The 14,736-nt window shown below is 68.0% G+C and carries 15 protein-coding genes; 4 read left to right on the forward strand and 11 right to left on the reverse strand.

Features of this window, described 5'->3' with window-relative positions; all coding sequences use genetic code 11:
• Positions 1-28 precede the first annotated feature (28 nt).
• The 4 genes from TVH25_RS11690 to TVH25_RS11705 all read right to left on the reverse strand — a co-directional run bounded on the left by TVH25_RS11690 (position 29) and on the right by TVH25_RS11705 (position 5,523).
• Complete coding sequence (locus tag TVH25_RS11690; RefSeq protein WP_422424221.1) at positions 29-1,198, reverse strand: nitrate/nitrite transporter; 1,170 nt, start codon at positions 1,196-1,198, stop codon at positions 29-31.
• A gap of 311 nt (positions 1,199-1,509) precedes the next feature.
• Positions 1,510-3,783, reverse strand: coding sequence for a polyribonucleotide nucleotidyltransferase (locus tag TVH25_RS11695; protein ID WP_169620605.1), 2,274 nt, complete (start codon positions 3,781-3,783; stop codon positions 1,510-1,512).
• A 325-nt stretch (positions 3,784-4,108) separates the two neighbouring features.
• Positions 4,109-4,378, reverse strand: coding sequence for a 30S ribosomal protein S15 (rpsO, locus tag TVH25_RS11700; protein WP_169620604.1), 270 nt, complete (start codon positions 4,376-4,378; stop codon positions 4,109-4,111).
• Between the two features lie 182 nt (positions 4,379-4,560).
• Entirely contained in the window at positions 4,561-5,523 is a 963-nt protein-coding gene (locus tag TVH25_RS11705; RefSeq protein WP_169620603.1) for a bifunctional riboflavin kinase/FAD synthetase, read from the reverse strand.
• Between the two features lie 80 nt (positions 5,524-5,603).
• Here TVH25_RS11705 and TVH25_RS11710 point away from each other — a divergent pair, with 80 nt between their 5' ends.
• From TVH25_RS11710 to TVH25_RS11725, 4 genes are read left to right on the forward strand one after another with little or no spacing between them, the layout of a single operon-like run.
• Positions 5,604-6,527 carry a metal ABC transporter substrate-binding protein gene (locus TVH25_RS11710; protein WP_169620602.1) on the forward strand — a complete coding sequence of 308 codons (924 nt, stop codon included), beginning with the start codon at positions 5,604-5,606 and terminating at the stop codon, positions 6,525-6,527.
• Positions 6,524-7,288 carry a metal ABC transporter ATP-binding protein gene (locus tag TVH25_RS11715; protein ID WP_169620601.1) on the forward strand — a complete coding sequence of 255 codons (765 nt, stop codon included), beginning with the start codon at positions 6,524-6,526 and terminating at the stop codon, positions 7,286-7,288. The genes TVH25_RS11710 and TVH25_RS11715 overlap by 4 nt, the downstream gene beginning before the upstream one ends.
• Complete coding sequence (locus tag TVH25_RS11720; RefSeq protein ID WP_296550883.1) at positions 7,288-8,169, forward strand: metal ABC transporter permease; 882 nt, start codon at positions 7,288-7,290, stop codon at positions 8,167-8,169. The genes TVH25_RS11715 and TVH25_RS11720 overlap by 1 nt, the downstream gene beginning before the upstream one ends.
• A gap of 9 nt (positions 8,170-8,178) precedes the next feature.
• Positions 8,179-8,868, forward strand: a complete 690-nt coding sequence (locus tag TVH25_RS11725; RefSeq protein WP_422424217.1) for a metal-dependent transcriptional regulator — start codon at positions 8,179-8,181, stop codon at positions 8,866-8,868.
• 4 nt (positions 8,869-8,872) lie between these two features.
• Here the strand turns inward: TVH25_RS11725 and truB are convergent, their stop codons facing one another.
• From truB to TVH25_RS11760, 7 genes are read right to left on the reverse strand one after another with little or no spacing between them, the layout of a single operon-like run.
• Positions 8,873-9,793, reverse strand: coding sequence for a tRNA pseudouridine(55) synthase TruB (gene truB, locus TVH25_RS11730; RefSeq protein WP_169620598.1), 921 nt, complete (start codon positions 9,791-9,793; stop codon positions 8,873-8,875).
• Between the two features lie 3 nt (positions 9,794-9,796).
• A complete protein-coding gene (npt, locus tag TVH25_RS11735; RefSeq protein ID WP_169620722.1) occupies positions 9,797-10,459 on the reverse strand; it encodes a 4'-phosphopantetheinyl transferase Npt in 663 nt (220 codons plus the stop codon).
• Between the two features lie 41 nt (positions 10,460-10,500).
• A complete protein-coding gene (locus TVH25_RS11740) occupies positions 10,501-11,439 on the reverse strand; it encodes a metallophosphoesterase family protein (protein ID WP_169620597.1) in 939 nt (312 codons plus the stop codon).
• Between the two features lie 5 nt (positions 11,440-11,444).
• The gene (locus TVH25_RS11745) at positions 11,445-12,818 is read right to left on the reverse strand and encodes an MATE family efflux transporter (RefSeq protein ID WP_422424218.1); all 1,374 of its coding nucleotides are present in this window, start codon (positions 12,816-12,818) and stop codon (positions 11,445-11,447) included.
• The gene (locus TVH25_RS11750) at positions 12,815-13,780 is read right to left on the reverse strand and encodes a DHH family phosphoesterase (RefSeq protein ID WP_378528297.1); all 966 of its coding nucleotides are present in this window, start codon (positions 13,778-13,780) and stop codon (positions 12,815-12,817) included. The genes TVH25_RS11745 and TVH25_RS11750 overlap by 4 nt, the downstream gene beginning before the upstream one ends.
• A gap of 58 nt (positions 13,781-13,838) precedes the next feature.
• Positions 13,839-14,297, reverse strand: coding sequence for a 30S ribosome-binding factor RbfA (rbfA, locus tag TVH25_RS11755; protein WP_169620594.1), 459 nt, complete (start codon positions 14,295-14,297; stop codon positions 13,839-13,841).
• 58 nt (positions 14,298-14,355) lie between these two features.
• Complete coding sequence (locus TVH25_RS11760) at positions 14,356-14,646, reverse strand: DUF503 domain-containing protein (RefSeq protein WP_169620593.1); 291 nt, start codon at positions 14,644-14,646, stop codon at positions 14,356-14,358.
• Positions 14,647-14,736: the final 90 nt, after the last annotated feature.

The raw sequence follows: 14,736 nt of genomic DNA on the forward strand, positions 1-14,736 counted from the left end.
GTCCCACCCACGGCGACTTTGTCCGTAGTCACGTGCTCTCCTCCGGTTGCCTGTGTGGAGCGTCCCGCGATGTGGCAGGTTCACGTGCCTTGAGCCAGACCGCGGTGTAGACCAGTGCGATGAGAGCCGCCGCGACCAGGAGCAACAGACCCACGGTGTAGTCGTTGCCCACCGGGTCGTAGGTTGCGCCCATGACCAGCGGCGGGAAGTATCCGCCGAGGCCACCCGCCGCCGCGACGATGCCGGTGACACTGCCGACGGACTGGGCGGGCGAACGCCGCGCCACCCAGGCGAACACGCCTCCGGTACCGATACCGAGGAAGATCGCCATCGAGATGAAGACGACGGCCGACCAGAAGTCCGGGGGCGGTTTGAACGTCGCGAGGAACGCGGTCACGGCAGTGCCCGCGAAGGACGCGAGAACCACGTACTTCGGCGGTATCCGGTCGGACAGTGCACCACCGATGGGCCGGGCGATCACCGCGGCGACGGCGAACCCCGCCGTGCGGGTACCGGCGTCGACCGCGGAGAACTCGTACACCGTCCTGATGTAGGTGGGCAGGTAGCTGCTGAACGCGACGAAACCACCGAAGACTATGGCATACAGGAACGACATTTCCCAGGTGACGCGGAGTTTGCATGCCGCAAGGAATTTGGGCACCACCGGCTGGGTGTTGGGAACGAATGCGGGCGCGTTCCTCATGACGGTCACACACAACACCGCGGTCAGCGCCAGCACCACTGCGATGATCACGTGGGTGGCGACCAGCCCGAACCATCCGACGAAACGCGGCGTGAAGAAGGCCGACAGTGCCGTGCCGACCATGCCCGCACCGAATACACCCGTGGCGAAACCACGACGAGACGGGTCGTACCAGTTGTTGGCGAACGGGATCCCGACGGCAAAAATCGTGCCGGCGATTCCCAGGAAGAATCCGAAGACGAGCAGCAGCGGGTACGAGCCGGCGCTGCCCGCGAAACCGACCGCGAGGACCGGCAGTATCGACGCGAGGGTGATCGCGATGAACATGACCCTGCCGCCGTAGCGGTCCGTGAGGGCGCCCACCACGATCCTGCCGAGCGACCCCACGAGGATCGGGGTCGCCACGAGCATCGACGTCTCGGAGCTGCTCAGCGACATGTCGCCGGCGTAGGTGGTGGACAGCGGTCCGATCAGGTTCCAGGCCCAGAAGTTCATGGCCGACACCCAGGTCGCCAGTGCCAGGTTGACTCCTGGGCGCGCCCCGATTCCTGAGGCTGTAACCGTGCTCACACCACCAGGGAACACCCTCGGCAGAATCGCCGTACGCCTTTTGCCGAAAGGTTTACACCGGGGCGGGCCTCGATTCTCGTGGGGTGCCGAACCGGCGGCGACGCTCCGCCGCAGGTCTGGTCAGCGCCCGGTCTAGCCCCCTCACAACGACACCGCGCGCTGTTCCCGCCCCGAAGGGAAGGAACAGCGCGCGGTGATTGCCTGTCCCGGAGCCGGTGGCTACCGGGAGGAGCCGATCAGGACTCGGTGGCTGCCTCGGCCGGAGCGGCCTCGGCGGCGGCGTCGTCCTCGACGGGCACGAGGCTGATCTTGCCCCGGTTGTCGATATCGGCGATCTCGACCCGCAGCTTGGACCCGACGCTCACGACGTCTTCGACCTTCGCGATGCGCTTGCCGTTGCCGAGCTTGCTGATGTGCACCAGACCGTCACGGCCCGGGAGCAGGGAGACGAACGCACCGAACGCCGTGGTCTTGACCACGGTGCCGAGGAAACGCTCGCCGACCTTCGGCAGCTGCGGATTGGCGATGGCGTTGATCTTGTCGATCGCTGCCTGCGCGGACGGACCGTCCGCAGCTCCGACGTACACGGTGCCGTCGTCCTCGATGGAGATGTTGGCGCCGGTCTCCTCGGTGATCGAGTTGATCATCTTGCCCTTGGGCCCGATGACCTCGCCGATCTTGTCGATCGGAACCTTGATCGTGGTGATGCGCGGCGCGAACGGGCTCATCTCGTCCGGAGCGTCGATGGCCTCGGCCATGACCTCGAGGATCGTGGCGCGCGCGTCGTGTGCCTGCGACAGCGCACCCGCGAGCACCTGCGACGGGATTCCGTCGAGCTTGGTGTCGAGCTGCAGCGCGGTGACGAAATCCTTCGTTCCGGCGACCTTGAAGTCCATGTCGCCGAAGGCGTCTTCGGCTCCGAGGATGTCGGTCAGTGCCACGTAGCGGATCTCACCGTCGACCTCGTCCGAGACCAGGCCCATCGCGATACCCGCGACCGGAGCCTTGAGCGGAACACCGGCGTTGAGCAGCGACAGGGTCGAGGCGCACACCGAACCCATCGACGTGGAACCGTTGGAGCTCAACGCTTCCGACACCTGACGGATCGCGTACGGGAACTCTTCCTGGCTCGGGAGCACCGGCACGAGTGCCCGCTCCGCGAGGGCGCCGTGGCCGATCTCGCGACGCTTCGGCGAACCGACGCGGCCGGTCTCACCGGTCGAGTACGGCGGGAAGTTGTAGTGGTGCATGTAGCGCTTGCTGGTCTCCGGGCCGAGCGAGTCGACCTGCTGAGCCATCTTGACCATGTCGAGGGTGGTGATACCCATGATCTGGGTCTCGCCACGCTCGAACAGCGCCGAACCGTGTGCACGGGGAACGACGGCGACCTCGGCCGAGAGTGCACGGATGTCCGTGATCCCGCGCCCGTCGATACGGAACTGGTCACGCAGGATGCGCTGGCGAACCAGCTTCTTGGTCAGCGCGCGGAAGGCCGCGCCGATCTCCTTCTCGCGGCCCTCGAACTTCGGGCCGACCTGCTCGAGAACCTCGACCTTGATCTCGTCGGTGCGCTCGTCACGCTGCTGCTTGCCGGCGATGGTCAGCGCCTCGGCCAGCTTCGTCGACGCCGCAGCCTCGACCTCGGCGTACACGTCGTCCGCGTAGGCCGGGAACAGCGGGAAGTCGCCGGTCGGCTTCGCGGCAGCGACAGCGAGCTGCTGCTGAGCGACGCAGAGACGGGCGATGAACGGCTTGGCGGCCTCGAGGCCCTGCGCGACGATCGCTTCGGTCGGCGCCTGTGCGCCGCCCTCGACGAGTGCGATGACGTTCTCGGTGGCCTCCGCCTCGACCATCATGATCGCGACATCAGCGGTGTCCGGGTTGTCCGCACCGCCGACGATGCGGCCCGCGACCACCATGTCGAACACGGCGTTCTCGAGCTGCTCGACCGTCGGGAAGGCAACCCACTGGCCGGCCTTGTTGTCGTCGGACGTGATGAGTGCGACACGCACACCGCCGACGGGTCCGGAGAACGGCAGTCCGGCGAGCTGCGTCGACGCCGACGCCGCGTTGATCGCGACCACGTCGTACAGGTCGTTCGGGTTCAGGCTCAGAACCGTGACGACGACCTGGATCTCGTTGCGCAGACCGTCCACGAAGGACGGGCGCAGCGGCCGGTCGATCAAGCGGCACGTGAGGATCGCGTCGGTGGAGGGACGGCCCTCGCGACGGAAGAACGAGCCCGGGATGCGCCCGGCAGCGTACATACGCTCTTCGACATCCACCGTGAGCGGGAAGAAGTCGAAGTGCTCCTTGGGGTGCTTCGACGCGCTGGTGGCCGACAGCAGCATGGTCTCGTCGTCGAGGTAGGCGACGACGGCGCCGGCGGCCTGCTGTGCGAGGCGACCGGTCTCGAAACGGATCGTGCGGGTGCCGTAGGCACCGTTGTCGAGTGTCGCGACGGCTTCGTAGACGCCTTCGTCGGTCTCGACTGCGGAATTGCTTGTCATCTTTGTATCTTCTCTTCCCTCTTCGTCTTCGCCGTACCCGCGCGGGCTCCACGGCCCCCTTGGCCGTGGTAGCGCACCGATTCACGGAGGCGGTCGTCGATCGAAACCCTCCGGCGGGGGCGTCTCTTACGGACGCCGTGCCCGGACCGGAAAGTCACTACCGAGGACCGACACCATCGGTGCATACGGTTCACCGCCGTCGGCGGTGTGGCGTGCCGGCTATACCGGCACAAACACCGATAGCCAACGGGGCCCAGTGTAGTGGGTGCCCCGTTGGCTGTCGGAAAAGATCAGCGGATGCAGATCGTGTCGCTTCTCGGCTGCGTCAGCGACGCAGGCCCAGACGCTGGATGAGCGAGCGGTAACGCTCGACGTCGACCTTCTCGACGTACTTCAGCAGGCGGCGACGACGACCGACCAGCAGCAGCAAGCCGCGGCGGGAGTGGTGGTCGTGCTTGTGCTGCTTGAGGTGCTCGGTGAGGTCGACGATGCGCTTGGTGAGCATCGCAACCTGAGCCTCGGGCGACCCGGTATCGGTCTCGTGCAGGCCGTATTCGCCGAGGATCGACTTCTTCTGTTCGGTGGTCAATGCCACTGGTAGTTCTCCTGAACAACTGACGTCCGCGTGACAGATAGCGGACCGGGTCCGCCGGTGCGGCCGCCGCGAACCGCAGCACACACCAGCGGTCGATATTACCAGAGCCGCGCCCGCCCCCCGCGCGCCCGCCTCTCCCGTACGTTCGGCCGACGGGGATACCCGGCGGCCGGTACATGCGGTCAGCCGGCAGCGAGTACCTCGCGCACGCGGTCGGCATCGCGGTGCATCGCAGAAATCAGCGCCTCCACGGAATCGAACTTCTCCATGCCGCGCAGCCGTTCGACGAAGTCCACCGCCACGTGCTGACCGTAGAGATCGGCTTCCTCGTCGAGGACGTATGCCTCGACGGTGCGCTTGCGTCCGGAGAACGTGGGATTGGTTCCGACGGACACCGCGGCCATGTACCGCTCCCCGACCGAGACACCGTCGACGGGTGATCCCGAGCCGAGCACGGTGAACCATGCGGCGTAGACGCCGTCGGCCGGGATAGCGGCGTACATCGGCGGCGCGACGTTCGCGGTCGGGAAGCCGAGCCCGCGCCCTCTCCCGTCGCCGTGCACGACGACTCCTTCGACGCGATGAGGGCGGCCGAGCGCATCGGCCGCCGCAGCGACATCACCGGCGTCGACACAGGACCGGATGTAGGTCGAGGAGAACGTGACGGCGTGCTCGGCGACGAGGGTCAGGCCCTGCACCGCGAAACCGGATCGCGCGCCGATCGAGCGCAGGAGGTCGACGGTGCCGGCCGCCTTCTTGCCGAAGGTGAAGTTCTCCCCCACGACCACTTCCGCGACATGGAGTCGTTCGACGAGGATCTCGTGGGCGTACCGCTCCGGCGAGAGCTTCATGAATTCGGGGGTGAACGGCACGACGCAGAACACGTCGATTCCCAGTTCCTCCGCCAGCTCGGCGCGCCGCGCCAGTGTCGTCAGCTGCGCGGGGTGACTTCCCGGCCGCACGACCTCCATGGGGTGTGGATCGAACGTCATGAGCACGCTCGGGACACCTCGTTCCGTCGCGGCTTTCACAGCGCTCGAAATCAGCTGCTGGTGCCCCCGGTGTACGCCGTCGAACACCCCGATCGTCACCACACAACGACCCCAGTCCGCAGGTATCTCGTCCAGACCTCGCCATCTCTGCACATCGGCAGCCTACGGCGCACGCGCCGGTCGGTCATCCTCGACCGGCTCCGTAGCCCACGTGGACAACATCCGGCACCCGAATGCATAATTTCGGTGTGCCGAAGATTTCCATTGGATGGGTCAAAACCGCCGTTCTGGCGGCTGCTGCCGTCGCCCTCACCGCCTGCACCTCACCGACGGACGCCGACGAGCGGCCGTTCGCCCTCACCACGTTCACCGTGATCGCCGACATGACCCGCGCCGTCGCCGGAGACCATGTGCGCGTCGAATCCATCACGAAACCGGGCGCCGAGGTCCACGGCTACGAGCCCACTCCCAGCGACCTCCGCAACGCCGCCGACGCCGATCTCGTCCTGGACAACGGACTCGGGCTCGAGCGCTGGTTCGAACAGTTCCTCGAAGACGCCGACGCCTCGCACGTCGTCCTCAGCGACGGCATCGAACCGGTGTACATCACCGGAGACAGCTACGCCGGGCAAACCAATCCGCACGCGTGGATGTCACCGCTCACCGCGCAGATCTATGTCGACAACATCGCCGCCGCGTTGTCCGATCTCGCACCCGAACACGCGGACGACTTCGCGGCGAACGCATCCACGTACAAAGCCGAACTCGCGGCGCTCCACGACGAACTGATCGCCGGTGTCTCGGCACTACCGGAGGAGCAGCGAGCCCTCGTGACGTGTGAGGGCGCGTTCAGTTATCTGGCGCGCGACGCAGGGTTGCGGGAGGCCTACCTGTGGCCGGTCAACGCGGACCAGCAGGGCACGCCCCAGCAGGTCGCCCGGACCGTCGACTTCGTGCGCGAGAACCGGGTCCCCGCGGTGTTCTGCGAATCGACCGTGTCGGACAAGGCGCAGCAGCAGGTCGCGGCGGACACCGGGGCGCGGTTCGGCGGCACCCTCTACGTCGATTCGCTGTCCGGCCCGGACGGTCCCGTCCCCACCTACCTGGACCTGCTGCGGCACGACATCTCGACGATCACGGCAGGATTGACACGATGACGGCACCTGCACTGGACATCGATACGGTCACCGTCCGCTACGACACCGTCACCGCGCTCGACCGGGTGTCCCTGAGCTTGTCGCCGGGAACGGTGTGTGGTCTGGTCGGAACCAACGGCTCGGGCAAGTCGACCCTGTTCAAAACGATCATGGGTCTGGTCCGGCCGGTGTCGGGGCGCGTGTCCATCGCGGGCGAATCCACGGTGGTCGCGCGGCGGACCGGCGCAGTGGCATATGTGCCGCAATCGGAGGCCGTCGACTGGGATTTCCCGATCGGGGTGCGGGAAGTGGTGATGACCGGCCGCTACGGTCACCAGGGATTCATGCGCCGGCCCCGGCCGGCGGACCGCGCGGCAGTCGAGTCCGCACTCGACCGCGTCGGCATGACCGACTACGCGACACGGCAGATCGGCCAGCTCTCCGGAGGACAGCGCAAACGCGTGTTCGTGGCGCGCGCGATCGCGCAGGAAGCTCCGCTGCTCCTGCTCGACGAACCGTTCGCCGGCGTGGACGCGAAGACGCAACAGGCACTGACAGCGGTGATCCGGGACCTCGCGGCCTCGGGACGCGCAGTCCTGGTCGCCACGCACGACCTCACCGGACTGCCGGTTCTCTGCGACGAAGCCGTCCTGCTGCAACGACGCCTCCTCGTCCACGGTCCACCCGAGGAGGTGCTGCGTCCCGAGAACCTGGCGCTCGCATTCGGCGCTTCCCCCACCGAGTCGCCGGCAAGTGCGCCGGTCGCGCGAGAGGTGCAGTGATGGTGGATCTCCTTGTCGATCCTCTGCAGTACGGATTCATGCAGCGCGCGCTGATCGTGGCGGTCGCCGCCACAGTGGTGTGCGCGTTGCTCAGCTGCTGGCTCGTCCTGATCGGCTGGTCGCTCATGGGCGATGCCGTCTCGCACGCGGTCCTGCCCGGTGTCGTACTCGCCTATCTCGTCGGCGCACCCTTCGCGCTCGGCGCCCTGCTGTTCGCCGGGATCGCGGTTGCCTTGATCGGACTCGTGCGCAGCACGAGCCGGGTGAAAGAAGACGCGGCGATCGGCATCGTGTTCACCACGCTCTTCGCGCTCGGTGTCGTGCTGATCTCGAAGAATCCCAGCCAGGTCGATCTGAACCACGTACTTTTCGGCAACCTGCTCGGACTCGCCTCGAGCGACGTCTGGCAGGTCTCGGCGCTCGCGGCGGTCGTGCTGATCGTGCTGGTCGTCAAACGCCGCGACCTGACGTTGTTCGCGTTCGACCGGGTGCAGGCGCACGCCCTGGGTATCTCGCCCGGCAGGTTGTCGGCTCTGCTGCTCGCACTCCTGGCCGTGACCATCGTCAGCGCGATCCAGGCCGTCGGCGTCATTCTGGTCGTGGCGATGCTCATCATTCCGGGCGCAACCGCGTACCTGCTCACCGACCGTCTCGCGCGGATGCTCGTCATCGCCCCCGTCCTTGCGGTCGCGGCCTCGGTGGTCGGGGTGTACACGAGCTACTACACCGACGCCGCGACCGGTGGTGTCGTGGTGCTGGCGCAGGCAGTGGTGTTCGCAGCCGTGTATCTGTTCTCGCCGCGCCACGGAGTGGTCACCAAAGCGATCCGGCATCGCACCGGTGCCGGCGACGCGGGTGAATCCGTGCTGCCGGTTACCTAAACTGAACCCGTGACGGACACGAGCGAGACCACCGCGACCGAGACACTGTCCTCGGTGGCCCAGGACTATCTGAAAATCATCTGGACGGTCCAGGAGTGGTCCGGAGAGAAGATCTCCACCAAACTGCTTGCCGAGAAGCTCGGAGTCTCGGCGTCGACCGTGTCCGAGGCGGTGCGGCGCCTGGCCGATCAGGGCCTGCTCGACCACGCACGCTACGGGTCGATCTCGCTCACCGATGCAGGCCGGACCGCTGCCGTCTCGATGGTGCGGCGGCACCGCCTCATCGAGACCTTCCTGGTACGGGAACTCGGCTACGGCTGGGACTACGCCCACGACGAAGCCGAAGTGCTCGAGCACGCGGTATCCGAACGGATGGTCGCCGCCATCGACGCCAAGCTCGGTTACCCGGAACGCGACCCCCACGGCGACCCCATCCCGTCGCACGACGGCCGTATTCCGGCGCCGCCCGCCCGTCCACTGACCACGTTCAGCGACGGCGAGCACGGCCGGGTCGCGCGGATCTCCGACGCCGACCCGGCGATGCTGCGCTACTTCGACGAGGTCGGCATCGCCCTCGACACCGATATCCGCGTGGTGGAACGACGAGATTTCGCCGGAACGGTCTCGATCGGGATCGGCACCGACGGCCGCACCGTGGACCTGGGCACCCTTGCCGCAGGCGCGATCTGGCTCGTCTGAGCCGTCACATGTTCGCGGGCCGGACCACGAACACCGACGCCGCGCGACGCCCCTTCTCCTGGACCAGCGCCGCCGCGCGGCCGTGCTCGTCGACCGCCGCGTAGACCCCCTCGATCCCCACGGGTTCGAGCCAGCGTCCGTTCGCGAGCACTGCTGCTTCGTCGTCGCTCACGGTCCGGCACTCGAACGCGGTGCGGATCGCGTCGTCGATGCCGAGACTCGGCACGGGATCGTCCGCGAGTTCCTCGAGGGTGCGCGCGTGTTCGAGTCCGAACGGGCCCACCCGGGTGCGGCGCAGGGCCGTCAGGTGTCCCCCGACTCCCAGGGTGGCCCCGAGGTCACGGGCGAGTGCGCGAATGTAGGTTCCCGACGAGCAGTCCACCTCGACATCGAGGTCGACGAAGGCACCGTCGTTGCGGCGCGCGAGCACGTCGAACCGCGACACCGTCACCGGCCGCGCGGGGATCTCGACGGTCTCCCCCTCGCGCATGCGGGCATAGGCGCGCTTACCGTCGATCTTGATGGCACTCACGCTCGCCGGAATCTGCTCGATGTCTCCGGTCAGCGTCTCCACCACCTGGGCGATCCGCTCGTCGGTCACGCCGGACGCATCCGACGTCTCCACGACGTCGCCTTCGGCGTCGTCTGTGACGGTGCTCCGGCCGAGCCGGATCGTCGCGGTATAGGACTTGGTGGTCAGCGACAGCAGACCGAGAAGCTTGGTGGCCCGCTCGACGCCGAGCACGAGCACACCCGTGGCCATCGGATCGAGAGTGCCGGCGTGGCCGACCTTGCGGGTGCCGAGCAACCGGCGGCAACGCGCCACCACGTCGTGGCTGGTCATGCCGGCAGGCTTGTCGACGACGAGCAGGCCCGCGCGGGCGACGGCAGGATTGTCGGAGAATTCGTGGGTTCGGTCGGTCATCGTTCAGCGCACCGTGATCGCGGTGAGAACGAGACCGTCGGCGACGAGCCAGCGTCCGTCGAATCCGGTGAGCGGTGGACCGTCCGGCGTGTCGCCGGGCACCAGTATCCGGGAATGGAAGGTGCCGGTCACGGCATCGGCGGTGGTGTCGCGCTCGAACGTGATGTGCGCGTCCTCGAACCCGAGCCACCGGCCGGTGAGCGGGAACCATGCCTTGTAGGTGGCTTCCTTCGCGCAGAACAGCAGACGGTCCCAGTGCAGGTCGTCGCCCGCCGACGCGAGCCATTCCCGTTCCGGTTCGAGGCTGACCGCCGGCAGGACCCCGTCGGGGAGCACGTCGTGGGGCTCTGCGTCGATCCCCAGCGACCGCACCTGCAGCGAGTAGCCGAGCACCGCGGCCCGGTACCCGTCGCAGTGGGTGAGACTGCCCACCAGCCCACGCGGCCACACCGGAGCGCCGCGCTCACCCCGCAGGACGGGGCCGGGTTCGACCCCGAGGTGCCGCATCGCCTGCCGGGCACAGTGCCGGGCACCGGCGAACTCCCGGCGGCGTTTGTCCACCGCGCGTGCGACGAGCGGTTCCTCCTGCGGATGCGGCCGCAGTCCCGGCGGGTCGGAGAACATTTCCGCAGCGGCGACCCCCTCCGGCACGATGCGCGACAGCAGCGCCGCGTGTGTCTCGGCCTGTTCTCCGGCGGACGGCTCGGTCACCGCATCTCCCTCTGTCGTTGTGCTCGCATCTTCTCGGCTTCGGCTTCCATCTCGGGTGTCACCGTGAAGTGACCGCCCCACTTGTTCAGGGTTCCCGGCGGGTAGTCCGGCACCGGAAGGATCTGCCGGAGAAGCCGATCGGGCAGTCCGCGCCGCTGCCATTCCCTCGGGTAGCCGACCGACACCTCTTCGAAGCGGACCCCGTCGTAGTACGTCGTCCGGGGAATGTGCAGGTGCCCGTAGACGCTGCACAGCGCGCGGTAGCGCAGATGCCAGTCGGCCGTCTCGGTGGTCCCGCACCACAGTGCGAACTCGGGGTAGAACAGCATTCGGGTGGGTTCACGCACAAGCGGGAAATGATTGATCAGCACCGTGGGCAGAGCCGGGTCGAGCGCGTCGAGCCGAGCCCGGGTCTGTTCCACCCGCACCGCGCACCACGTGTCCCGCGTGACATACGGGTCGGGCCGAAGCAGGAACTCGTCGGTCGCGACGACGTTGCGGTCGCGTGCGACGGTGAGGCCTTCGGCCTTGGTGGTGGTGCCGTCGGGAAGGAACGAGTAGTCGTACAGCAGGAACATCGGTACGAGCACTACCGGTCCCCCCTCGCCTTCCCAGACGGGATAGGGATCCTCGGGCGTGAGCACCCCGAGTTCGCGGCACATCGTGACGAGGTAGTCGTAGCGGGCCACCCCGTGCATCTGCACGGGATCCTTCGCGGTGGTCCACAGTTCGTGGTTGCCCGGAACCCAGATGACCTTCGCGAACCGGCTGCTCAGCAGCGACAGAGCCCAGCGGATGTCGTCGGTTTTCTCCGACACGTCGCCGGCCACGATCAGCCAGTCGTCGGGCGACTCCGGATACAGGTCTTCGGTGACCGGCCGGTTGCCTCGATGGCCTACGTGAATATCACTGATCGCCCACAGCTTCGCTGCCACCGGCATCAACCTCCCGACTCGTTGTGCACGCCGACCTGCCGGTCCGCGCCCGTCACCGCCCATCGACCCGAGACCGTGCGTCCCACGACGGCGAGCATCCGCAACACGATGAACACCGTAAGCCCCGTCCAGATCCCCGCCAGACCCCAGTCGAAGACGAGAGAGCACCAGATGAACGGCAGGAACCCGATCAAGGCCGACAGCAGCGTTGCCGTCCGCAGGAACGCGGCATCACCCGCACCGAGGAGTACCCCGTCGAGTGCGAAGACGACACCGGCGACCGGCATGATCGCGACGAAGAACCACCATGCCACGTCGATCTGACCGAGTACCGCGAGGTCCGACGTGAACAAGCCCGGAATCACCGTGCGCCCGAGCAGGAACACGACGGCGAGACCGGTGGCGAACAACGCGGACCACGCGGTGACCCGCCGTGCGAGCCGGGTGGCACCCCGGCGATCCGCGCCCCCGAGCGCAGCACCGACGAGCGCCTGCGCCGCGATCGCCAGCGAATCCAGCGCGAGGGTCACGAAATTCCACAGTTGGAGGACCACCTGGTGGCCGGCAACTGCCGCGGCGCCGAACCGCGCGGCCACGGCCGCGGCGGAGAGAAAGCACGCCTGAAATGCCAGGCTGCGGGCGATCAGGTCCCGTCCGAGCCGTAACTGGGCGCCGATCACCTCGGGCCGGGGCCGCAGCGGCACTCCCGACCGCAAGAGCGCCACCACGAACAACGTCGCGGCGACCGTCTGGCCGAGCACGTTCGCGACGGCGGAGCCGACGAGTTCCCATCGGGGTGCTCCCAGCAGTCCGTGCACCAGCACGGGACACAACACCGCGGACAGGGCGAGACCTGCGATCACGTAGCGCAGCGGCCGGAAATTGTCCTGCACTCCCCGCATCCAGCCGTTGCCGGCCATACCGATGAGGATCAGAGGCACTCCGAACAGTGCCACCCGCAACCACGACACGGCTTCGGCGGCGATCTCGTCGTCACCGGCGATCAGGCGCGAGACAGGTCCGGCGAGGAGCTGCCCGGCCAGCAGAATGAGCAACCCCACTCCGACGGCGAGCCAGGTCGCCTGGACGCCCTCACCGACGGCGTCGTCGTGGCGGCGGGCGCCGTGGAGTCGCGCCGATCGGGCGGTGGTGCCGTACGACAAGAAGGTCAACTGTGTGCTGACCGTGGCCAGGACGAGTCCGCCGATCGCGAGTCCCGCGAGGGGCAACGCACCGAGGCGCCCCACCACAGCGATGTCGAAGAGCAGGTACAGCGGTTCGGCGGCGAGGACTCCGAGCGCGGGTAGGGCCAGACCGAGAATGCGACGGCCGGAGATCTCCGGCGTCGTCGCGGTGTCTCCCGTGGGTTCCGTCGTCACCCGAGTACGCCACGCAGTGCCGCCACCACCGAGTCCGGTGCGCCGTGCGCGGTGTAGCCGGCTGCGAACGCGTGGCCGCCGCCGCCGAGGGCGGTGGCGGCTGCGGATACATCCACCGCGGTCTTCGAGCGGAGCGACACCGTCCACACTTCGGTCCCGACCTCCTTGAACACCGCGGCGACCTCCGCTTCTGCGGTGGTCCGCACGATGTCGATCACGCTCTCCACCTCTTCCGAACCGAGGTGTGCCGAATCGGCGCGACGAACGAATGCGTAGACCAGTCCCCTGCCCCGCACCGCCTCGGGTACCAGGGTCGCGGACGCCAGCACCGACGAGAGCATCGGCAACCACCCGAAGGGGTGGGTATCGAGGAGCCCGCGGGTGATCGCGGATCCGTCGATTCCGGTCGCGAGAAGACGCGCCGCGAGGAGATGCGACGCAGGCCGGCCCCAGCGGAACGAACCGGTGTCCGTCACGAGCCCCGCGTACAGGCAATGGGCGAGGTCCGCGTCGAGCACGACACCCCACTCGTCGAACAGGTCGGCGAGCACCACGGCGGTGGCCTCCGCGTCCGGCACGATGAGGTTGTCGGTCCCGAACCGGGTGTTGGACACGTGATGGTCGATGACGAGGGTGCGCGCAGCACCTGTCAGGCGGTCACGCAGGTCGCCGAGCCGCCCCGCCGTTCCGCAATCGACGGTCACCACGAGGTCCGCATCCCGGCGCACCGCGGCGGCGGGCGTCACCAGATGCCCACCGGGCAGCGAACGCATCGACTCCGGCACCTCGGCGGGAGCGGCGAAGGCCACCTGCACAGCGACACCCCGCCGCTCGAGCGCGAGACCGAGTGCAAGCCCGCTGCCGAGGGTGTCGGCGTCGGGCTGGATGTGACACAGCACCGTCACCGTCGTCGCGGCGTCGAGCAGGGCCACCGCGCCCGGCAGGTCGACCGAGGCCCCCACTGCGGGCGCGGTGGCGTCCGCGCGAGGAGCAGCAGACCTCGGTTCGCTGCTCGGATCGTTACTCGGCGTCGTCACCGGTGTCACGCTCACGGGGCTCCTTGTACGGATCGGGATCGCCGGCGGGTACTGCGCCCTCGCGGGCGCGGGCCACATCCTCGTCGGCTGCGCGTGCCCGCGCAAGCAGCTCCTCCATCTGCCGTGCCGTGTCCGGCACGGTATCGGTGACGAAGGTCAAGCTCGGGGTGAAGCGCACACCGGTGCCCGCACCGACCATGGTCCGCAGAACGCCCTTGGCCTTCTCGAGACCGGCAGCGGCTGCCTCCACATCGGGTTCGGTGTCGAGATCGGCGCCGCGCACGGTGTAGTAGACGGTCGCGTCGTGCAGGTCGGCGGTGACCTTCGCGTCGGTGATCGTCACGAACTCGAGCCGCGGATCCTTGATCTCGGTACCGATCGCCGTGGCCACGATGGTGGCGATGCGCTTGGCGAGTCGGCGGGCCCGTGCTGGATCGGCCATGTCGTTCGTTCCTCTCCTCGGCCACCGGTGCCGGTGGCCGTGATCTCCGTCGGCCGGGTCAATCCTCCGGACCGAACAGTCTTCGTCTGGTGGACAGCAGGTCGAGTTCGGGGCGCTGTGCGACCAGTCGCTCGCAGGTGTCCAGTATGTCGCGCACGTGCGCGAAGTCGGGTGCGACCACCGCCACAGCCAGGGTGGAGCGCCGATAGAGGTCGTGCTCGCCGGTTTCCGCGACGGACACACCGAAGCGACGCAATTCGGCGAGGACCGGCCGGATGTACGACCGCTTCTCCTTGAGTGAATGCACGTCTCCGAGCAGGATGTCCAGCTCGAGCGCTCCCAGGTACATCCGCATCCTCGGTGTCGGTGGTGTCGTCCCGACACGCCCGTGGGGGGGCCGCGCCGGGCCGAGGGGCGCCCCGCCGGCCGGGGGGGTAGG

Source organism: Rhodococcus sp. 7Tela_A2 (genome assembly GCF_049311045.1).
GTDB lineage: Bacteria > Actinomycetota > Actinomycetes > Mycobacteriales > Mycobacteriaceae > Rhodococcus.